At 34.8% G+C, this 26,094-nt stretch carries 22 protein-coding genes and 1 other annotated feature; all 22 genes read right to left on the reverse strand.

What is annotated here, in order from left to right; translation table 11 throughout:
* Positions 1–41: 41 nt before the first annotated feature.
* The gene (locus THEXY_RS10255) at positions 42–1,109 is read right to left on the reverse strand and encodes a sugar ABC transporter substrate-binding protein (protein WP_013788768.1); all 1,068 of its coding nucleotides are present in this window, start codon (positions 1,107–1,109) and stop codon (positions 42–44) included.
* A complete protein-coding gene (locus tag THEXY_RS10260; protein ID WP_013788769.1) occupies positions 1,099–2,694 on the reverse strand; it encodes a response regulator in 1,596 nt (531 codons plus the stop codon). Before THEXY_RS10260 ends, THEXY_RS10255 begins: the two co-directional genes overlap by 11 nt.
* Positions 2,691–4,196, reverse strand: coding sequence for a sensor histidine kinase (locus THEXY_RS10265; protein ID WP_013788770.1), 1,506 nt, complete (start codon positions 4,194–4,196; stop codon positions 2,691–2,693). Before THEXY_RS10265 ends, THEXY_RS10260 begins: the two co-directional genes overlap by 4 nt.
* A gap of 11 nt (positions 4,197–4,207) precedes the next feature.
* The gene (locus THEXY_RS10270) at positions 4,208–5,215 is read right to left on the reverse strand and encodes a substrate-binding domain-containing protein (RefSeq protein ID WP_013788771.1); all 1,008 of its coding nucleotides are present in this window, start codon (positions 5,213–5,215) and stop codon (positions 4,208–4,210) included.
* 144 nt (positions 5,216–5,359) lie between these two features.
* Positions 5,360–5,887 carry a tryptophan transporter gene (locus THEXY_RS10275; RefSeq protein ID WP_013788772.1) on the reverse strand — a complete coding sequence of 176 codons (528 nt, stop codon included), beginning with the start codon at positions 5,885–5,887 and terminating at the stop codon, positions 5,360–5,362.
* A gap of 56 nt (positions 5,888–5,943) precedes the next feature.
* Positions 5,944–6,175, reverse strand: a binding site (T-box leader).
* A 133-nt stretch (positions 6,176–6,308) separates the two neighbouring features.
* Positions 6,309–6,473, reverse strand: a complete 165-nt coding sequence (locus THEXY_RS12660; protein ID WP_013788773.1) for a hypothetical protein — start codon at positions 6,471–6,473, stop codon at positions 6,309–6,311.
* Between the two features lie 213 nt (positions 6,474–6,686).
* Positions 6,687–8,918 carry an alpha-galactosidase gene (locus THEXY_RS10285; RefSeq protein ID WP_013788774.1) on the reverse strand — a complete coding sequence of 744 codons (2,232 nt, stop codon included), beginning with the start codon at positions 8,916–8,918 and terminating at the stop codon, positions 6,687–6,689.
* Positions 8,919–8,931: 13 nt separating this feature from the next.
* Positions 8,932–11,181, reverse strand: coding sequence for a glycoside hydrolase family 2 protein (locus THEXY_RS10290; RefSeq protein WP_013788775.1), 2,250 nt, complete (start codon positions 11,179–11,181; stop codon positions 8,932–8,934).
* Positions 11,182–11,193: 12 nt separating this feature from the next.
* Positions 11,194–12,012 carry a carbohydrate ABC transporter permease gene (locus THEXY_RS10295; RefSeq protein ID WP_013788776.1) on the reverse strand — a complete coding sequence of 273 codons (819 nt, stop codon included), beginning with the start codon at positions 12,010–12,012 and terminating at the stop codon, positions 11,194–11,196.
* Complete coding sequence (locus THEXY_RS10300; protein ID WP_013788777.1) at positions 12,009–12,944, reverse strand: carbohydrate ABC transporter permease; 936 nt, start codon at positions 12,942–12,944, stop codon at positions 12,009–12,011. Before THEXY_RS10300 ends, THEXY_RS10295 begins: the two co-directional genes overlap by 4 nt.
* Positions 12,945–13,008: 64 nt before the next feature.
* The gene (locus tag THEXY_RS10305; protein WP_013788778.1) at positions 13,009–14,331 is read right to left on the reverse strand and encodes an ABC transporter substrate-binding protein; all 1,323 of its coding nucleotides are present in this window, start codon (positions 14,329–14,331) and stop codon (positions 13,009–13,011) included.
* Between the two features lie 513 nt (positions 14,332–14,844).
* Positions 14,845–15,624, reverse strand: coding sequence for a 2-dehydro-3-deoxy-D-gluconate 5-dehydrogenase KduD (gene kduD, locus THEXY_RS10310; protein WP_013788779.1), 780 nt, complete (start codon positions 15,622–15,624; stop codon positions 14,845–14,847).
* Positions 15,625–15,636: 12 nt separating this feature from the next.
* Entirely contained in the window at positions 15,637–16,467 is an 831-nt protein-coding gene (gene kduI, locus THEXY_RS10315; RefSeq protein WP_013788780.1) for a 5-dehydro-4-deoxy-D-glucuronate isomerase, read from the reverse strand.
* 86 nt (positions 16,468–16,553) lie between these two features.
* Entirely contained in the window at positions 16,554–17,543 is a 990-nt protein-coding gene (locus THEXY_RS10320; RefSeq protein ID WP_013788781.1) for a LacI family DNA-binding transcriptional regulator, read from the reverse strand.
* Positions 17,544–17,576: 33 nt separating this feature from the next.
* Positions 17,577–17,801, reverse strand: a complete 225-nt coding sequence (locus THEXY_RS10325; protein ID WP_013788782.1) for a DUF2281 domain-containing protein — start codon at positions 17,799–17,801, stop codon at positions 17,577–17,579.
* A gap of 101 nt (positions 17,802–17,902) precedes the next feature.
* Positions 17,903–19,519 carry a mannitol dehydrogenase family protein gene (locus tag THEXY_RS10330; RefSeq protein WP_013788783.1) on the reverse strand — a complete coding sequence of 539 codons (1,617 nt, stop codon included), beginning with the start codon at positions 19,517–19,519 and terminating at the stop codon, positions 17,903–17,905.
* Between the two features lie 18 nt (positions 19,520–19,537).
* Positions 19,538–20,938 carry an NADP-dependent phosphogluconate dehydrogenase gene (gene gndA, locus THEXY_RS10335; protein ID WP_013788784.1) on the reverse strand — a complete coding sequence of 467 codons (1,401 nt, stop codon included), beginning with the start codon at positions 20,936–20,938 and terminating at the stop codon, positions 19,538–19,540.
* 18 nt (positions 20,939–20,956) lie between these two features.
* Positions 20,957–22,441, reverse strand: a complete 1,485-nt coding sequence (locus tag THEXY_RS10340) for a gluconokinase (RefSeq protein WP_013788785.1) — start codon at positions 22,439–22,441, stop codon at positions 20,957–20,959.
* A gap of 15 nt (positions 22,442–22,456) precedes the next feature.
* Positions 22,457–23,437, reverse strand: a complete 981-nt coding sequence (locus THEXY_RS12570; RefSeq protein ID WP_013788786.1) for a D-isomer specific 2-hydroxyacid dehydrogenase family protein — start codon at positions 23,435–23,437, stop codon at positions 22,457–22,459.
* Positions 23,438–23,455: 18 nt separating this feature from the next.
* Positions 23,456–24,904 (reverse strand): tagaturonate epimerase family protein, encoded by a 1,449-nt coding sequence (locus tag THEXY_RS12575; RefSeq protein WP_013788787.1) that lies wholly within the window; start codon positions 24,902–24,904, stop codon positions 23,456–23,458.
* Between the two features lie 32 nt (positions 24,905–24,936).
* Positions 24,937–25,701, reverse strand: coding sequence for a DeoR/GlpR family DNA-binding transcription regulator (locus THEXY_RS10355; protein WP_013788788.1), 765 nt, complete (start codon positions 25,699–25,701; stop codon positions 24,937–24,939).
* Between the two features lie 163 nt (positions 25,702–25,864).
* Positions 25,865–26,092 carry a hypothetical protein gene (locus THEXY_RS13045; protein WP_230197587.1) on the reverse strand — a complete coding sequence of 76 codons (228 nt, stop codon included), beginning with the start codon at positions 26,090–26,092 and terminating at the stop codon, positions 25,865–25,867.
* Positions 26,093–26,094: the final 2 nt, after the last annotated feature.

The following is a 26,094-nucleotide window of genomic DNA, read 5'->3' on the forward strand; positions in this document are numbered from 1 at the left end:
ATTTTATGACAAAAAAATAAAGGCTTTAAGCCTTAAAAAAATCAATTGGTATATCTGTAAACATCGTCGCGGCTATGGAAGCCATCTTTAATCACAGTATCGTCTATGTTAGTCTTATCAACCGCTATTGGCTCCAGCTTGTAATATGGAACATTGTACTTCCCATCGTAAATCGTATTGCCTACGTTTAATTTCTCCCCTTTTGCCAATTTCACTGCCAACTTCGCCGCATCTCCAGCAAGTTTATCAATTGGCTTGTATATAGTCATAAGCTGAGTACCCTCTATTATTCTCTGACATGCGGCAAGGTCAGCATCTTGCGCCACAACAGCCACCTTGCCTGCCAACCTGTGTTCTGACAATGCTTCAATTATGCCATTTGCCAATCCGTCGTCACCAGCAATTATTGCATCTATCTTATAATTTTCCTGTATATATTTTTCAGTAGATTGAAATGCGTATTCTGACATCCAGTTTGGACACCATTCCTCCCCTAATATGTGTATGTCTCCGCTTTTAACCTTTGGAAGCAATACGCTGTCATACCCTTCTTTAAGCATCTTTGTGTTGTTGTCATTTGTAGCACCATTTATTATGAGATAATTGCCTTTTGGATACCTTTTAATCAGGTATTCTGCCATTAGCTTTCCGACCTTTACATTATCAAATGAAATATATAAATCTACATTTGAATTTAAGACAAGCCTATCGTAGGAAATAACCTTGACACCTGCCTTTTTAGCCATCTCCACCGCTGCAGAAGCTTTCTTAAGATCGTTTGGAACAATAACAAGTACATCAATCTTCTTGTCCAGCAAATATTTCACTTGCTTTATCTGATCCTCGTCATCATTGTTTGCATTTTGCACAAAAACTTCTGCTCCCAACTCTTTCGCTTTTGCCATGAATATATCCCGATCCTTTACCCATCTTTCTTCTTTTAAAGTGCCAAGAGAAAATCCTATCTTTATCACATTTTTATCACTTGTATCGTCGACATATTTGTTAGTTTCATAATATTTGTATATCCTGTTTCCTAATAACACCAGAAGAACTATCAATATCAACGTAAGCAGCACTAATATCACATCTCTTAGTTTAACTTTCAAACGCAACACCTCCTTTTGATACTCTATTTTTGTAATCTGTAGGAGTCATGCCTGTCTCCTTTCTAAATATCCTGCTAAAATAGTTAGGATCATTGTATCCTACCTTAAAGCAAACCTCCTTTACACTTGTGGTTTCGTCCTGCAAAAACTCTTTCGCCTTTTCTATTCTTACTCGAGTGATGTAATCAACAAAATTGCAATTTGTCTCTTCTTTAAACATCTTGCTGAAATAGTGATAGCTTATGCTTAGCATCTGGGCCACATCGTAAAGTTTTATATCTTTATGGTAATTTTCATTTATATAATCAATAGCCTTTGCAATAAGTCCTGTGTAGTATTTCTCCCTATTTTTGTGCAATTTCGTTATAACGTTTGATACAAATTTTGAAAACATGCCTTTTAGGCTATCTATTTCGTCGGCCTTTAAAATATCAATAATCAAATTTTCTTCTAATACTGACGTAACATCACAGTACGTGTTGATTTTAGTCATAACTTCAATAAGAAGGCTAAATACCTTCGATTTAATCATTTCTATACTATCTTCATAATTATGTTGCAATTTTTTAAAAATACTGTTGACATTAATTAAAGCTCCGTCAATGCTATTGGATATGATATTTTCTACAAGCTCAGCCGTATCATAATTTAAATCAAGTTCTTTTGTTTCAGATAACTTAATGTCATCAAAATGTGTTATAGCGTCAGAACCTGTCTTTATGGCAAATAAAGCTTCATCATATGACTTCGAAAAATAAGCTGTCTCATACGGTCTGCCTATGCCTATTCTGACTCCTATCTCGATGTTTCTCATCTCTTTTAAAATCATTTCGCAAAAGCTAATTGAATCATTTTTAATTATATATAGATCATCATAAGCTACTGTAGGAACATAGACTATTATCCTGTCAAGCAAAATAGTTGCAAGGCAATCTCTTAAACTTTTTATATATTCTTTAAGGTGCATCAGCTTTTCGTGCACTTTAACATTTCCCATAAAGATATCCGAATCTGTACTGTCTTTATCAATCAAAACGACCACGGCAAAACCCATATCCAATTTAATATTAAATATATTTCCATAAAAATCAATATCTTCCTGTTTAAAATTAGACGATGATAAGGAATATATCATTTCATTTTCAATATATGGCAGTATCGCTGTCATTTTTTCCTTCATTTCTAATTCTTTTGCCATATCTTCGCGCTTTTTTTCTACCAATCTTTTGACTTTTTTGACTGTATCTATGACCTTGTTTTTATTTAGCGGTTTTAAAAGGTAGTCTACTACATCCAGGTTTATTGCCTCTTTTGCATAGTTGAAATAATCATAAGCTGTGATTATGACAAACTCTATATCATTGTGGCTTTCCTTAATTCTCTTAATTGCCTCTATGCCATCTATGCCAGGCATTCTTATGTCCATGAATACAACATCAGGTTTTAACATATTAGCTTTTTCTATGGCTTCTCTTCCCGATTTTGCAAAATCTACAACTTCCACATCATCACAGTTATTATCAATGACAAATTTTACAGAATCCACCACTATCTGCTCGTCATCTGCTATAAGTATTTTTATCATGCTGCACTACCCCTTCCATCAGGAATCTTTAAAGTCACCCTTGTTCCATATCCTATGCGGCTTTCTATCTCTATGACATCACTTATATTGGGCTTATTGTAGTATAGCCTTAAGCGGTTTATCACATTGTGCATTCCAATGCCTGTGACATGCTTATTCTCATCGTTGTCAGGATCATCCGCAGCCAAAATCTTATCAATACTTTCCTTAGACATTCCCATACCGTTGTCTATGACATCAATATGAATACTATCTCCTACTCTTTTAATCTCTATCTTTATATGGCCATCTCCCTCCATGTCTTCTATACCATGAATGAATGCATTTTCAACAACAGGCTGAACAATTGTACAAGGCACTTTTACATCTAAAAGTTTCTCATCTATGTCCGCCTGAAATTCCACCTTATCGCCAAATCTTGTCTTTAGAATGTACATGTAATTAAACACATTGTCTATTTCTTCTTTCAGCGTAACTGGTTTATCAAGTTTTCTGAGATTGTACCTGAAAAGATCCGCCACCTTTTCTATAAATTCAGATGATTTTTCTGCGCCTTCCATCATAGCAATTTGTGATGCTGCGTTTAAAGTATTAAATAAAAAATGTGGATTTATCTGGGACTGAAGTGCCTTTAATTCCGATTCTCTCAAGATATTTTTCATCTTAAGGTTCTGCATCTCTTGTTCTTTAAGACGCTTTTCTACTTTAGCCTGCATTTTTATCTCATCTATATAATTTTTAATGTTAGTAACCATATTGTTAAAAGCATCAGCCAAGATATTAACTTCATCATCTGTCTTTATTTTAATTGGATCTATGTCAAAATCCCCTTTTGAAATCCTCAATGCTGTGTCAGATAACTCTGAAATCGGCTTTGTTATCCTATAAGTGTATATAATTCCCAACACGATATTTAAAACCACAGATATAGCTATCAGAAAAATATTTAAAAAGCTTATAAAAACCATATTCTTAGATATTTTGTTGTATTTTATTGTACCTTCCTGAAGTTTATTGTACATTAAATTATTGATGTACAATTTTATATAATCATTTATTTTATTAGCTCTTGTGAAATACTCTATATATTCGCTGCTTATTCTGCCTCTCTTGGCATTTACAGCTTTATCTGTCTCAGATAGAAGGCTTATTATCATATTGCCAATGTCCTTTTGCATGAGGCTGTCATTATCATATGCTGATATGCTCATCATGTCTTCAGCACTATTGTTTAGCTTGTTGCTAATGGTATAATAATTTAGAAGCGAATCGGAAGATTTTGTGGAAAGATAGTTCTCAACTTCTGTCTCCAGAGAATTTATGTCGTTATTTAGACTGTTTAAGTACACATAATCAGTAAAAATAGACTTTAACCTGTCTATTACAATTTTCGCATTATAATAAGAGTATATGCTTGTAATCCCCATAATAAGTGTAGTTATCAAAAGATGTGCAAATATTTTTCTTCTTATTCCTTTAAACTGAAATAAACTCTTATTCACCATAACACCTACTAATCTTTTTGTTTTATCTTATCCTCATACTCTTTTACATTGCTTTTAGTTATTATATTTACACCTGTGTCTATAAAAGTAGAAACATTGTTATTTTTTTTGATCTCAATCATGGCTTTAATGCTTTCATAACCCATCTTATATGGATCGCTCACAACTGTACCGTAAATTATGCCTTTGTCAACGTACCTTAATATATCAGGTGTATCACCATACCCAACTATAGATATTTCACCTACCTTGCTGAAATCCACCACCACTTGTGCGGCACCAATTGTATCCACAGAATCTGTAATGTACAAAGCATTTATACCATTGTTGCTATTTATGATGGATTGAGTTATTTCTTCTGCACTTAAAGCACCTAACTGTGACGTATATACTTTTGAAACTTTCATACCCGGTACACTGTTTATAATGCTTAAGAATCCATTCAGTTTTAAGTTCTGGCTTGTTGTGTCATTTCCTACATCATTGCTCATGATAACAGCTATATTGGCTTTGCCTCCTGTAGACTGTTTCATAAGCTTTCCAGCTTCTTCTCCCAAAATAAAGCTGTTGGCACCTACAAAAGATTTCCTTTTGCTGTCTTTTAAATCATTTTCAATCGTAACAACAGGTATATTGTTTGCATACGCTTCATCTATCAACGTATTGAAGTCCCCATCATATGAAACATGTGTTATAATACCATCTACTTTTGATAAAACTGCTATATCAAGAAACTCTAATTCTTCGTCAATATTATTAAACTTTGGAGCATTAAATTCGACAGCGACGTTGTAGTATTTTGCAGCATCTTCCGCACCTTTTTGCACTTCTTTCCAAAACGGATCCACTGAATTTTGTGCTACTAAATAAAAGTGATATAACGGTTTACCTGATAAAACAGGTTCTTCGATCTGCTGAAATTTATATAAAAAAATACTTGATATTGCAATTAGCGTTAACAATATCAATATTATATTTTTCTTAAAGAACTTAAAGATGCTATGCAACGTTTTCATAATTATCTCTTGCCCCCTACCCCTAAATATTACAACAGGGATTGAAATTTTTCAATAGCCACATATTAAGTTAATGTCACACAATATTTTTTATTCTACACAAAAACAAAAATCCTCTTTCGAGGATTAATATATGTCAAAGTGCTATTTATTTATAGCAAGTGTGGACCTGGAGACTTTTTTTATGATGTAGTATCCAATGACTGTAACTATAGTATTTACTACTGCTGTAGGTATTACAACCGTCAACATCAATAGGTAAAATGGACCCGGCAGTCCTGCTACAATTGATACAACGCCTAAAAAAACAGAACCTGAAATGATTGTCCCTATGATACCAACTACTCCAGCGATAATTCCATCATTTATTCTATTTCTTAACACTTTAAGCATCAAAATTATGATTGTAGATGTGACAAGTTTATCAATTGGATTTGCAATCTGTCCCCCAGGCATAGATCCTGTCAATGCCGTCAATATTCCTGCGATGATCGCTGTTACATAATTGATTTTTAGATCGTCAACGATCATCAGTGATATAAAAAGCATTGAAAGCATAAAATCTGGCCTCATATTTAGCATGAAAGCAGGTGTGATAAAATGCAGCACTACACCAATAGCCATAAGCAGTGCACAAAGTACAAACTCTCTCAACGTCTTTCTTGTATCCAAACTCTTCACCCCCCTTCTTAAAAAAAAAAGCAAATTAAAAAGCCTTCCACCCCAAATGTAGGGGCGAAAGGCTATGCTTCCACGGTGCCACCCTTATTAAGACAATATGTCTTATCTCTAAGCACACCAACATGTGCATCACATATAACGGTGTTTACCGGCTCGGCTACTACACTTCACCTCACATCTCACAGGCCCATTCGCTAAAGCTATAATAATCAGGCTCACACCATCCCTGACTCGCTTGTATTAGTCGCTCAAGCTACTATTCCTGATCATCGAAGAATCTTTTATTTTTTATCATTATACAGCAATAAAATGGATTTGTCAATCATTTTTTAAATTTTTGGACAATAATCGCATTTGAAATTTTATTGCAATAAAAACAATCTCCTCAGCAAAAAACTGAGGAGATATTGTGCTATCTTTGTACTGTCGGTCTAAACATGTCTAAAACTCCTAATACGACGTGAGCCAATCCAAAGCCAGTAATTCCAGCACCCAGCATTCCACCTGTCATAAGTCCTGCAGCCGTCACAGCGGCTCCAACACCAGTAACAACCCAACTTGTAGTTCTTCCATTCATAATATGCGCCTCCCCAATCAATATTGTTTGTAAAAAAAGAAAAAATATAACCTTGTTTATTTTTAAATAAAAATTACAAAAATATACATTTAAAAAGCTCTCTTTTGAAAATATCAAAAGAGAGCTTCCCATATTCTTTGATTTTATTTTTTTGCTAAATATTTTCTTATGTCTACAGCAACTGCTGAAACAATTATCAAACCTTTAATAACGTTATTCTTCTGCTTTTATCACATAAACCTTTGACATAAAGTCTGCACTATCTTCCTTGTCTCTGTTAAATATTTCAAGATAGAAATCGTCTAGAGGTAATCCAGAATACATCAATTCGTCACCATAATAACTTTCTGAACTACCTACAATTCTGTATAAATACTTCGTATCAAGTCCCTTAAGACGTATTTTTTTTAATCCTTGATTTGGTTGTGCTAATACTTGATAATATCCTATAATTGCTTCTTTAAGATCTTCAGAAACAACCATCCATGATGTTATATTTCCATCACCTTCAAAAGGACTATTTATTCGATAAAAAGTTCCTTTATGAATTAGTTCTCTGTATTTTTTGAAAAATTTTATTTGCTCTTTTATTTTGTCTTTTTCTTCATATGTTAGCTGACTTAAATCAAGCTCAAAACCAAATGTGCCAAAGTAAGCTACATTAGCTCTTGTTTCAATAGGAGTAATTCGACCAACTTGGTGATTCGGTACTGCTGAAACATGTGAACCAATTGCATTTATTGGATAGCAAATAGAAGTGCCATATTGTATTTTTAATCGCTCAACTGCATCTGTATTGTCACTTGCCCATGCCTGAGGAGCATAATAAAGCATTCCAGGATCAAATCTGCCTCCACCACCAGCACATGACTCAAATAATATATCAGGAAATTCAGACGTCAATTTTTCATAAAGAGAATATACTCCTAATATATATCTATGAAATACTTCTCCTTGCCTTTCTGGAGGAAGTGCAACAGAATACGGTTCTGTAATATTTCTGTTCATATCCCATTTTACATAAGAAATAGGTGCTTCCCTCAATATTTTTGAAATCATTTCATATATGTGATTTACAACTTCTTTCCTAGAAAAATCAAGTACATACTGATTTCTACCATGAGAAACTCTTCTTCCTGGTACTTGAATTATCCAATCAGGATGCTGAGAATAAAGAATACTATCTTTATTAACCATTTCCGGCTCAATCCAAAGTCCAAATTTCATTCCCATTGCAGTTATTTTTTCCGCTAAACCTTTTATTCCATTAGGTAACTTCTCTCTATTTTCAAACCAATCTCCTAATGAAGAGGAATCATCATTTCTATTTCCAAACCATCCATCATCCAACACAAAAAGTTCAATCCCTAATTCTTTTGCGGTCCTTGCGATTTCTAATATTTTCTTTTCATCAAAATTAAAATAAGTTGCTTCCCAATTATTAATAAGTATTGGTCGAATTTCGTCTCTAAATTTTCCTCTTACTAATCTATTCCTATAAAGCTTATGAAAAATTTGACTCATGCCATTTAGTCCTTTGTCAGAATAAACCATAACAGCTTCAGGCGTTTGGAAACTCTCACCAGAATCTAGAATCCAGCCAAAATTAAAAGGATGTATTCCCATAATAACGCGTGTCACGTTATCATAGTCAACTTCTACCTGTGCAAGGAAATTCCCACTATATATTAAGTTAAATCCAAATACTTCTCCTTCATCTTCAGTAGCCCAAGAACGTTTTAGAGCTATAAAAGGATTCTGCTGAGCGCTGCTTGCACCTCTTATGCTCGAAACAGACTGTATCCCTGGTTGAAGTCTGCGAAGTTTAATATATCTCTCTCGTGCCCATGCACCTGATAAATGAATCATATCATAATCGGCATCTGGTAAATCAATGCTCATGCTCATTGCCCTCATCAATTTTAACTTCTGCTTACCATTGTTTATAAATCTGGCACTTCTTGTTATTACTCCATACTCTTCAAATATGGTATATGTTAATACTAAATCCATATCAATTAGATTATCTTTTAGCCATATCTCCAATGTTAGCGCTTCAGAATCATTTTCAGTATAAGTTGAGGGAAGCCCATCAAGTTTTGGCTTTCCGTTGTATATTTTATGATTTTGATACTCAAAATTTGTTATTATACTCCCATTTTCCTGCTTTACTTGATATGCAGGCTCTCGAAAATCCGTTGTGCCATAAGATGGATATTCTTGTCTTAACAAATCTAAAGAAAACTTAAAATCGTCTTTAAAAACATACGCGGTATATGCTCTTGGCAATACATTCATAAGATGCCCAAAGGATTCTCTATGATTTAATCTCTTCCCAAAATATAAATGTCCAAGCTGATTATTTTTCATTATCTTTATTATATAGCTTATATAATCGTTCTGAAGATGAAATTCTTTTTCTGTTTCATTATAGTAAATTTTCACTTAACCCACCTTCTCATTCGACTTTTATCATTACATTCTTTTGTCCCAAAGACTTGGACTTTACTTTGATATTAATTACACCACCTTCATTAATAGTTTCAACCCAAAATGCTATTGCACCACCTATAAGTGCTATTTCATTTGGCCCCTGAAGCTTCGCAGGACCTTCTATTTCTATTTTAATTACTTCATCAATAAAGGGCAAAAGATTTCCATACTGATCAAGTATTTTAACAACTATTCGCGTGGCATCTTTTTGAGAAGCATCCAATAATACATCATCAGGCATAACATATAATTGTGTTGGTATAGGTTCAGTAGAAAATTTTCTTTCAATAACTACATTGTTTTTATAAAATCCTCTTAAATATAGGTCTTCCCATTTCATGCCCCAAGAACCTACTTCTTCTGGCTTTATAATTGAATAGTCTACTATCACTGGCGGATATGGTATGCCTTTGTACTCAACTCTATTAGGATATATCTTATCTATTTTTGTCTTACTGCCATAATGTAACTCTATATAATCACAATTAGTAAATATAACAAGCGGTATAACACCACCGATACTTCTTTCACCTCTGGCCCAAAATGTCACAGGTTCCAATACAGGTTCTACATCTGGAGACACCTGAGATTTGTATACATATGACGCAAACTTGGGCAATCTAAACATATCCATTACTCCATGATAACATATGCGATCTCCAGATCCAAAATCTTTATGTGTATTATAGTCAAATGCACACCAACCAATTGCCCCAGAAATATTATCATCTAAATAAGAAGCATTTTGAACCCTTAAATGGCGTAGACAATGCTCCATCTGCCTTTCCTCGTTATCAAAACGTTTAGTTGGATACATATGACCATTATATTCTGTCACCAAATAGGGTACATTATATTCAAGACCTGTAACTTCTTGTTGCTTCCTCAATGGTTTATTAATTCCATCATGTATAAAATCATTAAATGTATATACATCCTCAAGAAAACTGCTATTTGTTATATATCTAACTCCTCCAGTTTGTCTTGTAGCATCCATCTCATGAGCTATCTTATTCATATTTTTGTAAAAAGCATCATCATCCTGAGATTCATTTATCCTAACACCCCAAAGAATAATTGAAGGATGGTTCCAATCTCTCTTAATCATTTCTCTTAAATTTTCCTCTGCGACTTTTTTCCACTCGTCATTTCCTATATGCTGCCAACCAGGAATTTCTTCAAATACAAGCAATCCAAGCTCATCACATTTGTTTAAAAAATGTTTAGATTGAGGATAATGTGATGTACGAACTATATTTAAATGTAAATCATTTTTTAGAATTTCAGCGTCTTTCTCCTGAACACGTTTAGGCATAGCATAACCTACATAAGGATAAGATTGATGCCTATTTAATCCTCTTAATTTTAATTTTTTACCATTTAAGTAGAAACCATCCGGTTTAAAAACAGCTTCTCGAAAACCAAATGTATCAACATATTCATCGGAAAAATTATTTATTTCCATACCCACTTTAATCTCATACAAATTTGGATTATCGACATCCCACAACTTTATATCTCTCAAATTTTCAATATTAAAAGAATAAACGTTTTTTGCCGCATCCACGTATGTATTAAATTCTCTATAAGAAACCTCTTTGCCATTTTTCTCGTTTATTTTTACCTTAAATTTGACATTTCCACTTTGCTGATTTAAGTTTTCTAAATGCACAATCAAATTTAAGCTTTTTTCGTCATCATATATCCCATGTGTTTCAACTTTAGTATTTTTAATAAATACATCGTCATATATTCCTAAGCTTACTTCACGATAAATCCCCCCATATGTCAAATAATCTATCTGGCCTCCAAAGGGCGGTATATCATTCCTCTCAGTAGAATCAACAACGACCGTAACTATATTTACTTTCCTACCCCAGTCGTAAGCTTCATCAATTCTAACATCAAACGGTGTATATCCACCTTTGTGTTCACCAATATATAAATCATTTAAATAAACTTGAGCGTATGCCATTACTCCTTCAAAATGAAGATAAATAGCTTTGCCTCGATACTCGTCTGATATATTAAGTGGATACTTGTAACATGATTTAACCTGATACATCTTTTCATCAAAATAATTATAGGGCAGTTCTACATTTGTATGAGGGAGATTTACTATTTCAAATTTCTCCAAATCATCTACTTTTTCGTAACCATCCTCATATTTTGCTTTAAAATACCAATTATTATTAATGTGAATAATTTCTCTCATAAACATCCTCCTCTACTGCTTTACTGCACCTGTTAAACCTTGTACAAAATATCTCTGAAGTGCAAAGAATATAATTATCATGGGTAAAGTAGCTACAACAATAGCCGCCATTACAGCTCCATAATCCGGAAAATATGCAGATGCCATATTAGATATTAATAAGGTCATCGTCTTTTGTTTATCAGTTTGTAATATAATAAGTGGCCACAAATATGAATTCCAACTTGTCATAAACGAATATATAGCAGCTGCTGCATATGTAGATTTCATTGTTGGAATAATTATTCTAAAGAAGATTGTAAACTCGCCTGCACCATCGACTCTTGCCGCTTCAATAGTTTCTTTCGATATCGCTTTAAAACTTTGCCTAAAAAAGAATATAATGAAAGCAGATGCTATTGAAGTAATTATTAAACCAAAATGTGTATCAAGTAAACCAAGTTGAACAATTAATCTAAACAGCGGTATCATGAGTGCCGCAAATGGAATCATCATAGTTATAAGTATCAAACTATAAATTATTTCCCGTTTTTTAGAATAATATATTTCAAACCCATATGCAGCCATTGATGATATAATCAATGTACCTATTACTGTTAATGTAGATACTTTTACAGAATTTAGAAATACATGTCCTAAATTATACGATGTAAAAAGTGTCTTAAAATTATTAATTAATTGATTGCCAAATAACATTCTACCTTTTATTACATCAGCAGCCGTATTAGTCATACCCACAATCATCCAATAAAAAGGAAATATTGAAGCTATAAATGCAACTATCAAAAAAACATAAACAATAATTTTACTTAAGTATTTACTAATTTTCAATCTTTATCACCTGCCAATTTAAATTGAATTACAGTTAATATACCAGCCATAATTACAATTGAATATGAAACAGTGGCTGCATATCCAAAATTAGGCATATATTTAAATGCCAAATTATATATATACACAGACAATGTCAACAAAGAATTTCCTGGACCAACTGAAGAAGCTGTTACACCACCTGCTGACAAATTCATAGGTTCATCAAATAATTGTAAAGTACCAATTGTCGACATTATAGTTGTAAAAACTATTATTGGTTTAAGAAGTGGTATTGTTATTGAAAAAAATTGTCTAATCTTACTTGCTCCATCAATTTCTGCTGCCTCATAAATATCATCTGAAATATTTTGTAACCCCGATAAATAAAATACCATATTATAACCAGTCCATCGCCAAGTCATAGCAATTATTATCATTACCTTAGCCCAAAATGGATCCATAAGCCAAGGTATTGGCTTAGAAATTATTCCTAAATGCATTAATCCATCGTTTATAAAGCCATCCGTATTGAACATCATTTTAAATAATGTCGCATAGGCAACAAGCGAAGTAACACTTGGTAAAAATATTCCTGTTCTAAAAATTCCTCTAAATTTCACTTTTTTATCATTTAATATTGCTGCAAGTATTAATGCTAACAATAACATTATAGGCACTTGAAAGATAAGAAATTCAAACGTATTTTTTAATGCCATCAAAAACATATCATCATGAAATAGTCTTAAATAATTACCCAATCCAACAAATTTACCAACCACACCTTTTGTCGATGTTGTAGATAAATAAAGCGAATATACAATAGGATAGAAAAGAAAAGCAGCAAAAAGTATTATCGAAAAAGATGTAAATATCCATCCATACTTATTTTGCTGTCTTGTTAATAAACTTTTTCTTTTTTTCATTGTTGAAACATTTTTGACGTTAACCATAATTTCACCTCTTATTCTATGGAGAAGAGTAGAAACTCTTCTCCATAAATAATTTCTATAATATTTATTTACCTATTTGATTAATTAATTGATCTTGGGCTTTTTTCAACGCTTCATCAACAGATAATTTACCCGAATAGACATCAGGCATTGTAGCCATCACTGCAGAATCAGCTTCATAAGTATACATACCATAATTTACAGAAGGTATCTTTTTCATATAGTCTGACAAGTCTGAAAATACTTTTTGCCCTCCAAAGAATGGATCTGGATTTGAATAAGCACTACCACTCTGTGCAGGTATATATGTTCCCATTGCACCCTGATTAACTAATATTTGTTGATAAAAATCAACATTACCATCATATATAGTCTTTAAAAAGTCTATTGCAACATCTTTATTTTTTGAGTCATTTAAAACATACCAGCTTGAACCACCAAGGTTTGAATAATTAACAGATGAACTATCATTCAATCTAGGAATTGGTGCAAGAGCCCATTTACCAGATTGATCTTTTGCAGCTTTTATTGATCCAATTATCCACACGCCTGAAATAACAGATGCTACATCTCCATTGTTAAATGAAGCCACCCAATTATTCCATCCACTTTCTTTTTTCACAAAATTCGAATTAATTAATTCTTTATACGTATTAATTGCCTCTTTTAATACTTCATTATTTACCAGATTTGGTTTACCATTAGCATCAAAATACCACTGCCCTGCTGATTGCAGCATTATTCTCATCGCACCACCATCTGCAGGATCAAGACTAATCATATCTTTACCTGTTTTTTCTTTGACTTGCTTCCCTATATTCATAAATTGATCCCAAGTAATATTATTTAGGTCTTCCGGTTTAATTCCTGCTTGTGAGAGAATATCACTTCTGTAAAAAAACCCTGTTACTCCTGAATCAAATGGTACACCGTAAATTTTATTATTTAATGTCATAAATTTAATTTTATAATTTGCAAAATCATTATAATTGATTTTGTTTGTTAAATCTGCAAATGCGTTTGGATAGGCTTGTAAATATTTTTGAGCATTATAATCTTCAATTAAAACAATATCCGGTAAACCTTCTTTTGAACCTGAAGCTAAAACAGTATTTAATTTCTGTTCAACATCTGCTTTTGCCATCTCAACAACATCAATCTGTACATTTGGATGATCTTTTACATAAATTGATTTAGCCAAGTTCATTACAGGTATATTAAAATTTGGATCCCATGCCCATATCGTAATTTTCTGCTTTGAAGAGCTCGAAGATGTTGATTTAGTTGAATTCTGTGATGTGGACGAATTATTAGAATTTCCACAACCCGTAAGTAAAACTGAAGCAATTAAAATCACGCTAATAACATAGGAAATTATTTTTTTCATTACTAACTTCTCCTTTCTTATAAAACAATTTTTTTAAAAGTTATAGTGAATAGAGTTATTCTTAATATATCACCCCTTTTCGTAATCGCATAGTCTTTAGATAAACTTAGAAGCAAGAATACCTACATTACCTCTTAATACATTTAACTATTACAATTAATTTTTTATTAAAAAGGTTTATCAATATTAATATTTTATTAGTTTAAGCCTAAACTAAAAGCCTTGAATCTAATCTAAACATTTTCAATTGCTATAAATAAATTGCTCGCCCGACAGTACCCTTTATTAAATATTCTAATTAATCTTATAAACTTATTCCTTTATTTGTATAACATTAACAAAATCAACTCCCTTTCTTAATATAAATTTTATCATTAATATTGTTCAACGTCAAGCACTTAATTAATATATTCGACACAAATTTAAAAAATCCTTCTAATATTTCTGTTGTTAATTAAATTTTTTTATAAAGTGTATTAAAAAAGCATGGCACTTTGCCATGCCATTTTCCTATCATCTTACAAGCCAGCCTCCATCGACAGCCAATACGTGTCCGTTTACATAGTCTGAAGCTTTGCTTGCCAAAAACACTAATGCTCCCATCACATCAAACGGATGTCCCCATCTCCCTGCAGGTATTCTCGAAAGTATCTCGGCATTTCTGCTTGCATCAGCTCTTATTGGAGCAGTATTGTTGGTTTCAATATATCCTGGGGCTATTGCATTTACCTGTATGTTTTTGTCTGCCAATTCATTTGCAAAAGCCCTTGTAATTCCTACAACCCCGTGCTTTGATGCCGTATATGCCGGCACAAATTTTCCGCCTTGAAACGAAAGCATCGAAGCTATGTTTATGATTTTCCCGCCACCTTGTTTAACCATTACCTTCGCTACTTCATGGCTTAAATAATACACTGCATTCAAATTTATGTCGAGAACTGCTTTCCAGTCTTCGTCTTTATAATCAAGTAGAGGAGACCTTTTTATTGTACCTGCATTGTTTACAAGTATGTCTATCTTACCATAAAACTCAAGACATTTGTCTACAACTGCATTTATATTCTCTCTGATCGATAAATCTGTCTGAAAGAATTCTACCTTTCTCCCTTCTTTTTCGATAAGATCTCTCGTTTCATCAAAGCGGTCATTATGGGTAACTATGAATAAGTCAGCACCGGCTTTCGCCAATGCCACCGCATACCCTTGTCCTAATCCTGTATTGCCACCCGTTACGATTGCTACTTTTCCATCTAATCTGAAAAAGTCCATTGAAAAGTCATTAATGCTGTACATGATTTAACCTCCTCATCTTAGATCTTTTGTAGGTATAGTATCCATATCTGTGAATGCCTGATTCTCGCCTACCATTCCCCATATAAATGTGTAATTCTTTGTACCTACGCCCGAGTGAATCGACCAGCTTGGTGATATGACCGCTTGCTCATTTTTAACGACAATATGCCTTGTCTCATTTGGTGTACCCATAAAGTGAAATACAACATTATCTTCGTCCATATTGAAATAAAGATAGACTTCCATCCTCCTGTCATGGGTATGGCACGGTATTGTATTCCATATACTACCAGGTTCTAATATGGTCATGCCCATCACTAATTGACAGCTTTGGCATACCGCAGGGTGGATATACTGATTTATAGTCCTCTTATTGCACTCCTCATCAGTGCCTGCTTTTACTTTATTTGCATCGTTTAAACCTATTTTGACCGTAGGATAGCTTTTATGAGCTGTAGCGCTATTGATGTAGAACTTCGCAGGTTTTGAAATATCTACACTTTCGAAGCTTACTTCCTTTACCCCCATGCCGACGTACAATCCATCGCTATTTTTTAGCTCATACTTTTCGCCATCTAAATTCACGATGCCCGTTCCGCCTATATTAATTATGCCCATCTCTCTCCTCTCCAAAAAATAATTTGTCCCTAATTCTTTGCTTGTCTCAAGGCGAAGCACCTCATTTATCGGTACAACACCTGCCACGATTATCCTATCTACATGGCTGTAGATCATATTAATCTTACCTGTCTCGAATAGATTTTCGATTAAAAAATGTCTTCTCAATTCAGATGTATCATAGTGCTTAACGTCTTCATAATGACTCGCATACCTTATCTCCATAAAAATCCCTCCTGATTTTTCTGTTACCGTTAACGTAACGTCTAAATAAAGTATACTCTTTATCTTGGAAATAGTCAATGACACTATCAACTTTCCCTTAAAGATTTTCTTATCACAAGCTGTGGTTTGAGAATTATTTTCTTCGAAATTATCGCGCCACCTGTTAATAGATTCAACATCGTTTCTGCGACTACTTTTCCCATTCGGCTTCCGTTTTGATCCACCGTAGTCAATGGGACAGGTAACATGGACGATTGCTGAATATTGTCATATCCTGCAATACCTATATCATAAGGTATATTAATGTTGTTTAAATAGCAGTACTTTATTACTCCTAATGCCACAGTATCATTTATGGCAAATATACTGTCAACACCTTTTTCAATTAGAACTTTTGCCAAGTTAAATCCATCATCAAATGTGGCATCGCTTTCTAATACAATGTCACTTAGGTATTCTATGTTATTTTCTGCCAGCACATCTTTGTATGCTCTCAATCTTTCATTTGAAGCACTGGAGCTTGTTGGTCCAAGTATAACCCCAATCTTTTTGAATCCTTGTTTTACCATGTGTCGTATTATCTCTGATGCTCCATGATAGTTATCATTGCCGACAAAGTTTGCATTAAGCCCATCCACATAATTATCTGCCATAACAAGCGGTATTTCCTTTAAAATTCCTTCATAATCCTCTTTCTTTGGCTTTACAGGAAAAATAATTATGCCGTCAACTCTGCCTTCTGATAAAAAGTTAAGATACCTTTTTTCTTCTTCTTTTTTTCTGTCGCTATTGCAAAGCAAAAGCCCATAGCCATGAAGACTTAGATATGAGCTGACACCTTTGCTTACTTGTGAATAATATTGATTTGTTATATCAGGTATAATGAGTCCTATCATGTTAGTTTTCTTTGTGACGAGGCTTCTGGCAGCAAAATTAGGCCTGTATCCTAATTCTTCACAAGCTTTCAATATTCTTTCTTTCGTCTCTTTTGATATTTGGCCGCTGTTATTCAATGCTCTCGATACAGTCATGGCTGAGACTCCACAGTATTTTGCCACATCTCTTATGTTAACCAAACTAATCCACCCTTTTTATAACAAAGTTGAATTTTATACACCTTTGAACACGTCCTCAAAGTCATACACATTGCCGTTTTCTATATCTTTTAATCCTCTTTCTATAGATTCCATCAATTCTTTATCATTAAGTATTTCATCATCTTCTGCTTCATCTTTTAATTTTAAAAATTCAATAAAATCAATTACTTCTGCGATCTTATCTTCAGGTAACTCTTCAATAATGTCCAATACCTTCTTCTTCAAAGTATTATCCATTTTCAACACCACCGTTATTATTATTTTTTCTTTTATTATAATTTATTTTTGCGCAAATAAAAAGTGCAGAAGAAATCGTCCTCTGCACTAACCATATTATTTTAGCATTCAAGGTATTTTTTAAGAGTATTTCTCACTGCGCCGGTATCAGATATAAGTTCCTTAAAGTAGCTTTCTATCATTTCGCCTATTCCTGCCTCGTACAAATCGAGTCCAAATATTTGTTTATTTGATAAAATAGGCCTTAGGTTGTTCTTAACTGATTCTACGTCCCCAAATTTTATATTTGACACATGGGATTTTAAATCATTTAGAAGCGGATCTGGGCTTAAGGCCATCTCATTGCCGTTATCGTCAATACCCATCAAATACCTACACCATCCTGCTATGACTAATGGTATATACTTTAAGCTTTTTACATCAAGATCGCTTCTTTGCATATATGATTTTATCGTCTCTCCAAACCTTATACCCATCTTTTGCGATGTATCTGTAGCAATTCTCTGTGGCGTATCAGGCATATACGGATTTGGCAGCCTTACTTCGATTACTTCTTTTATGAATTCTTCTGGATTAAGCACTTTAGGATCTATGACAACAGGCATACCTTCCACATATCCCACTTTTTCAACAAGCTTTTTAAGACAACTGTCTTTCATCTCATCAGCAATCGTCTTGTAGTTCAAAAGGCATCCGTATATGGCCAATGCTGTGTGAAGCGGATTCAAGCAAGTGGTGACTTTCATCCTTTCGACTTTTTCAACAGTTTCTTTATCTGTCAATATCACTCCAGCTTCTTCTAACTTCATGCGCCCATTTGGAAATTTATCTTCTATAACAAGGTATTGAGCTCTTTCCGCATTAACAAAGGGTGCAATTACGGTATTTTTCGAAGTTGTTATTATGTCCATATCCTCTAAGCCACTATCTTCAAGAGATTTCTTGACTATCTCATGCGGCCTTGGGACGATTTTATCAATCATACTAAGAGGAAAAGAAACTTTCGACGGATCGCTTAAGTATTTAAGGAATCCATCTTCTACATAGCTTTTCTTCGCCCATTCTTCCGCTATAGTCATAACTGCACTTTTAAGTCTATCGCCATTTCCTGAGAAGTTATCAAGGCTTACAAGTGCCAGTGGATGTTCACCATCTTTGTACCTTGAATAAACCAGAGAAGTAAGCTTTGACACTACGTTTTTCGGCTTCTCAGGACCATCCTCAATATCTTCTGTGACTTCTTTTATAAAATTGCCTGAGAAATCTCTAAGATTATAGCCTTTCTCTGTTATTGTCATGCTTACTATCTGCAGTGATGGATTTTTGAAAATACCCTTTAATTTAACCCATTGACCTTCGTTTGATGGATCTGCCATTACAATATCGGCAATGCTTCCTACGACTTCTTTTTCTAATGTACCATCGGCATTCATGATGACTCTCAGACCCAAATTGTCGTAAGGCTTATATATCTTCTCAGAGACTTCAAAATCGTAAGATTCGACTGCAATTATTCCTGTGTCTATAAGACCTTTATTCAAGAGGGTTTGCATAAGCATTGCTATGAACCCTCTGAATATGTTGCCTGCGCCAAAGTGAATCCATGTAGGCCTTTTAGATGTGACATCAATTACTTTTTCTACGTCAAACTCCGGAAGCTTTATGCCTGCATCTTCCCATTTTTTTATATCCTTTAGTTCAGTCCTTCTTAATTTCATAAATTAATCCCCCTCATTTTAATCCTGCTGCCACTCGGTGTGGAATATTCCATCCATGTCAATCCTCTTGTAAGTGTGTGCACCAAAGAAATCCCTCTGCCCTTGTATCAAATTAGCAGGAAGGTTTTCTTCTGACATGCTGTAGAAATAATCAAGAGAAGCATTTACTGTAAGCATAGGGATGTAATTGTCTTTAGCAAGCTTTGTCACCTTCTTAACTGCATCTATTTTTTCTTCCAAGAATTTTACGGATTTCGGGCTAAGAAGCAAGTTGGCATTGTCTTCTGTTATTATCTCCATCAAAAAGTCCAGAAGCCTTGCCCTTATGATGCAACCACCTTTCCAGATTCTCAAAACTTCTTTTAAATCTATGCCGTAGCCATAGACTTTTGATGCCTCTGATATAAGCCACATGCCTTGCGAAAATGATGAAAATACCGAGAACAGCAGTGCATTTTTCAAATCTTCTACGACTTCATCTTTATTTAAGGCATTTTGAGGATAGTTTCTGCTTACCATTTTCGAAAGCTTTACCCTGTCATCTTTAAAGAAGGAAAGAGTTCTGCCGACAACAGCAAGATTTAAAGATGGCGTAGGAATACCTAAATCAAGAGACGTCTCTGCGGTCCACTTGCCTGTGCCCTTTTGCTCTGCTTCATCAAGTATGAGCTCTACCAAAGGTTTACCTGTCTTGTCGTCTTTGTGTTTCATTATCTTGTAAGATATTTCCATTAAGAATGAATTAAGCTCTCCGTTATTCCACTTCTCAAAAATCTCTCCGATTTCCTCACTGGTGAGTTTCAAGACTTTTCTCATTACGTCGTACACTTCTGATATTGACTGCATTATAGCGTATTCTATTCCGTTGTGCACCATCTTTACGAAGTGCCCTGCAGAATCATTTCCAACATATGTGCAGCATTCTCCAGAATCAGTCTTTGCTGCTATCTTAAGAAGCAACTCCTTTACCATTTCGTAAGCCTCTTTTGTTCCGCCAGGCATAAGTGACGGTCCGTTTAATGCGCCAAATTCTCCGCCAGATACACCCATGCCTAAGTAATGTATCCCTTTGTCCTTAAGCTCTTTTATTCTTCTGTCAGTGTCTTTAAAGTACGAATTTCCTCCGTCTATTATGAGGTCGCCTTCATCAAGATATGGCAAAAGCTCGTGAATAACGTCATCTACTGGCTTTCCCGCCTTCACCATGAGTATTATCTTCCTGGGTTTTTCCAAAGACTCAACGAATGACTTTATGTCATAGTACGGATAGATCTTTTCATCTTTCACTTTTTCTTTAATGAATTTCTCAGTCGTCTCATGTGATCTATTGTAACCAGAAAGGCTGTAGCCTTTTCTGGCTATATTTAAAGCCAAGTTTTGTCCCATTACTGCAAGGCCTATCAATCCAATATTGTTCATTTCTCTTACCTCCAATTTTTATAGTTTGTTGTGAACCTCAAACAAGTTTTTGAGATCCCTTGTCATAAGTTTAAAGAATTGAAATCCCTTTTCGTACTGCTGGACCTTTTCCTCTTGAGGCATGAAAACTTTCTTAATCTTCACCATCTTATAAGTTGCCTCTAATACATCTTTGTAGACTCCTAATGCACAAAATCCTAACAAAGCCGAACCTAAAAGCTCAGGTTCTTCCACATTTGACACCTTTATAGGCAGTCCCAATACAGACGAGAAAATTTCCATCCAAAGCTCAGAGTTTGTGCCACCACCTCCAGCTCTTATTTCTTTTATATTTATATTATTGTCTTTTACAGCCTCAAAAAGCATTCTCAATGAATATGCAACGCCTTCTAAACCCGCCTTTATCAAATGCCCTTTTGTGTGACTGTTTTTCAATCCAAAATAGACGCCAGAAGCAATGTTGCCAATCTCTTTGTCCCTCTCTCCTGTGATATAAGGCAGGAAAAACAGATTGGAAGTGTCAGCATTTAATGCTTCCTTTGTTAATTCATCATAACTCATGTTAAAGATATTGTCCCTAAGCCATCTTAAAATTATGCCTGCATTGTTTATAGCTGCTCCTACAAACCACTTTCCTGATGAAAGGTAGTATGTCTGAAGCCTCATTAAATCCTCCTTGTCAAGGACTGCATCAGGATACGCAACTCTAAACATTCCTGTGGTGCCTATATTTATTGCACCAACTCCATCATCGAATGCTCCAATACCTATTCCTACGGCACCACCATCGTACACGCCAGGCAGCAGTTTTACATCACCATTCAACCCCAAAAGCTCTTTCGATTTGTCGGGAAGTTCAGCTAAAATCACATCTGAAGGCACAATCTCAGGAAGCCTATCCTCGTCTATACCTAAAGCACTAAGTGAGTAACTATCCCATTTAAGGGTATTTATATTCATTATTCCTGTGGCAGATGATATGCTGGGCTCTGTATACGGCTTATTTAAAAGCTTTGATATGATGTAGTCTTTTGAGCTTAAAAAGTATTTTGATTTTTCAAAAATATCTCTCCTCTTTCTCTTAAGCCAATATATCTTAAAAAGCGGCGCATGAAACGTAGGAGCAAATCCAGTCCTTTTGTACATCTCATTTACGTCAATATCGTTTAGCAATTCTTCGTAAGTTTCTTTCGACCTCGTATCAAGAAGCGTCATTATCCCCGTCAATGGTTTTAAATCCTCATCGACAGGTACAAGACCAAACATGTATGTTGACGGTATAACAAGTGAAATCGCATCTTCGTAACCTTTTGACGCTTCTTTAGCCGCCTTCACAAATGTAGAAAACAAGACTTCAGGATCGTGTTCCGCTTTCCCGTCGTCCCCTTTAAAAAGCGGTATCTCGCACCTATAAAGGCTTAATACATTTCCTTCCTTGTCTACAACACCTGCTTTAAGGTTTGTTGTGCCTATATCTATACAAAGAGCTAATCCCCTATCCATATTAATCCTCCACGACTATAATTTTATCACTCCGTCAGGCTCTTCGCCATTCAATACTTTCTCTATGTCTGATACAACTTTGTCGCCCATGCCTTTTAAGCATTCTCTTGTGTATGCAGATATGTGAGGAGTTATCACCACATTCTCATATTTCAAAAGTGGATGATTCTCGTCTATAGGCTCGTTTTCTACAACATCTAATCCCACACCTGCCACTTTTCCATCATCAAGAGCTTTCATCAAAGCCTCGTTGTCTATAAGCTCCCCTCTGGCTGTATCCACAATGTAGACACCATCTTTCATCATAGAAAACTGCTTAAATGATAGCATGTGATAATTGCCCTTATTAAGTGATGCATTTAGAGATATCATATCTGCCTCTTTTAAAAGTTCTTCTAATGTTTCTACAGGCTCAGCACCTCTTTCACGTATCAAACCAGATGGTACGTACGGATCGTAAGCTATAACTTTTGCATTAAACCCATACCTGAGTATTTCACAAACTCTGCTTCCTATATTGCCAATGCCTATTATGCCTATAACCTTATCCCTTAGCTCTGCACCCATGAAGCTGGCTCTTTCGCTCCACTTGCCATCTTTTACTTTAAGAGATGCTCCTCTTACCTTCCTGACCACATCCAATAAAAGCGTCACAGCCGACTCAGCCACAGCTTCTCTTTCAACATACCCATCAACTTTTGTGACGTATGTGCCTTTTTCTTGAGCACTTTTTATGTCGATATTATCGTATCCAATGCCATGCCTTGTTATAAGCAGCGTTTTATCCTTATACTCAAAAAACTCTTTATCGTAGTAAGGCTTGACGCTTGCAACAATGATAGAATATCCCATAAGCTTCTCTGCCAGTTCTTTGCCGTGCATGTCGTAAGGAAATTGGAACCTGTCAACTTCCCCAAACTTTTTTAGCTTCTCTAAATGCTCAGGAAAATTTCTCCCGAAACTACTGGAATTTACAATAGCTATTTTCACACCCATTTTTTCTCCTCCTAAGATTTATTTTTCATAGAATATTTCTTTCAAATGGTTTTCTATGTTATCAGAAACCATTTTATAATGTTCTTCTTCATAATCGTAAAGCATGTCTTTAATCTCTTTTCCTTTTAGGTCAAGCAAAACGCCAAAAGATATGTGGAAAAGCTGCTTTATCTCTGGTCTAATTATAAATTCTGAATTATCAAGCTCAGGTTCATCTTTAAAGTCATCCTTTTTAATCAAAACCTTGTATGATTTTTTGCTTTCTTCCAGATTTGATAAAGCTATTTTGTAAAGTTCTCTATAGAACTCCTTGTCAGATTTGTAAATGAGATTTACAGCCTGTAGCCAACTTGTGCCAGACGTCTTTATGTGAAAATTCTTCTCAGTTGTCTGGCTGAAAATCTTGTAAATGCTAAATTTATCGCTGCCTGAATGTAAGCTAAGCTTATAACCGCCTATTAACTTCGTAAGATCGTAGTGCTTTTTAAGCTCTCTTTCAAATTCATTTACGTCTCCTACGTAGTCAATTGCCTTTTCAAATTCCCCAGGAAATTTAGGAGCTATGCTGAAAAAGTCAATGCCATTCCGATGGAGATACTCTGCTACAAAAAGGTGATCCTCCAAAGTCGTCACTTTTCCGCCTTCGTCGATAGAGATTTCAAGGTCAAAGTCGTTAAGTTTTTCTTTTAAGATGTCATTAACCTTCTCGACAAACTTCATTGCAGCCTCATATGCAACTGCAGATTTTAAAAGCTCGTCTTCTGAGACTAAATGACCACCAAAACCCACATTTAGAGATTTGCCTGAAAAGTCTTCCACAATCTTTCTGCTTACATCTGACAATGTCTTTGCTTTTTCTTTGATTTCTAATGACGTTGCACCGCTTACATCAAAAAGCTGTTCACTTAAGTCCAGCGTGTACATGGTGTAACCGGCATCTATGCCTTCTAAAAGGTACTTCTCATCCTTTATATGGTCTGCATCAGCTCCATAATGGCCTATATAGCCGGTCTCTAAAACTCCCAATACTACTTTTAAAAGCACATCTTTAAAATCCCTGTTTGTCTTTACAAGCTCTCTTGGGGATTGCTGCGCCAAAATAGGGAATACATTGAATTTTTTTAAAGCGTCAAGCTGTGCTGCTGTTGCCAGCCCAAGCCTGTCACCTGTGCCAAACGAAGCATTTTCCCTGCATATAGTAGGGCCTATATGAAATCTGCCGTTTAGCGTAACATAGTTATCGAAGGTAAAAGAATAAACATTAAATTGGAGGTTATCGCTTATTTTCTTATTCTCTGAAAAGTATGGTTCTTTAAGCTTCAACTCGTCATTAGACAGTATGCCGATCATTTTTTCCTTTTGCTTTTTCACCACAAATATATATGTGTTTTCACCAAGCTTCCTTAAAGAATCTGGATATATCTGAAACCCACTTTCTTTAAGCACAGATGATACATTTCCAACCATTTCTCATCTCTCCTTTCAAATCGAAAAACATGCTAATTAGCCAAATCTATTACAACATGATTTTTCAAATCATCTATCACATCCATGTTTTGCACTCCTGACGTTATAACCCTATCCACATCACCTATATTGCAAAATGACACCATAGCATCTTTGCCAAATTTACTGCTGTCGACGACGACAATCGATGTTCTTGAAGATCCAATCATAGACCTTTTGACTTCTGCCTCAAAGATATCAGACGTGGTAAATCCCTTTTCTAACGACACTCCCGCTGCTGCGAGAAAGGCAATGTCAGCATTGTACTTTTTTACGTACTCTACAGCATCTGGACCTATCAAAGAATAATTGACGTTTTTAAGATTTCCGCCTGTCACGTGTAAAGTTATATTTGTGTTTCTTGCAAGTTCGGCAGCTATGTTAAGTCCATTGGTTATAACCGTGATGTTCTTTAAGCCTTTGTAGTTAATATACCGTGCTAACTGATAAGTAGTAGACCCTGCATCAAGAAAAATGCTCATTCCCTCTTTAATCACATCTATTGCTTTATTGGCTATCTTCTCTTTTTCTTCGATGTTTTCTTCCATCCTGAATAAAAGTGGAGGAACAACGATGTTTTTCTTCAGCACGCCACCGCCGTAGTTTCTCTCTATAAGCCCTTCTCTTTCAAGCTCATCTAAGTCCCGTCTTATGGTCTCATCTGACACTTGAAACATCTCACAAAGCTCAGATACTTTCACGGATTTTTTCTTCATGAGTATTTCTTTTATCTTATTTCTTCTCGTGGAAGCCAGCATATGACACCATCCTATACAAAATTATCATCTATATTAAAGGCATATACCAATTCATCATCAAATCAATGATAATCATTTTTCTATCTATATATTAACACATATTCGACGTAAAACCAACAATTCCTCTCAAAAATCCAAATTTTTTTGTGTGGTTTTTGTGGAATTATTGGACTATGATTTCATATTTACCCTTAAGATACGAAATCCCACTTTCTATAAATGTGCCTTTTGTGTTTTCCATCAAGATGTTTATATACGGTTTTGTGTCCTTTAAATACTTGAATACTGTTTCGTAATCCAGCAGTCCCTCACCTACAGGCACAAATTCAAACTTTCCTTCATTTATCGAAAAATCTTTAGCATGTACTGCTACAATCCTATCTCCAAACAATT

Source organism: Thermoanaerobacterium xylanolyticum LX-11, assembly GCF_000189775.2.
Taxonomy (GTDB): Bacteria; Bacillota; Thermoanaerobacteria; order Thermoanaerobacterales; family Thermoanaerobacteraceae; genus Thermoanaerobacterium; species Thermoanaerobacterium thermosulfurigenes.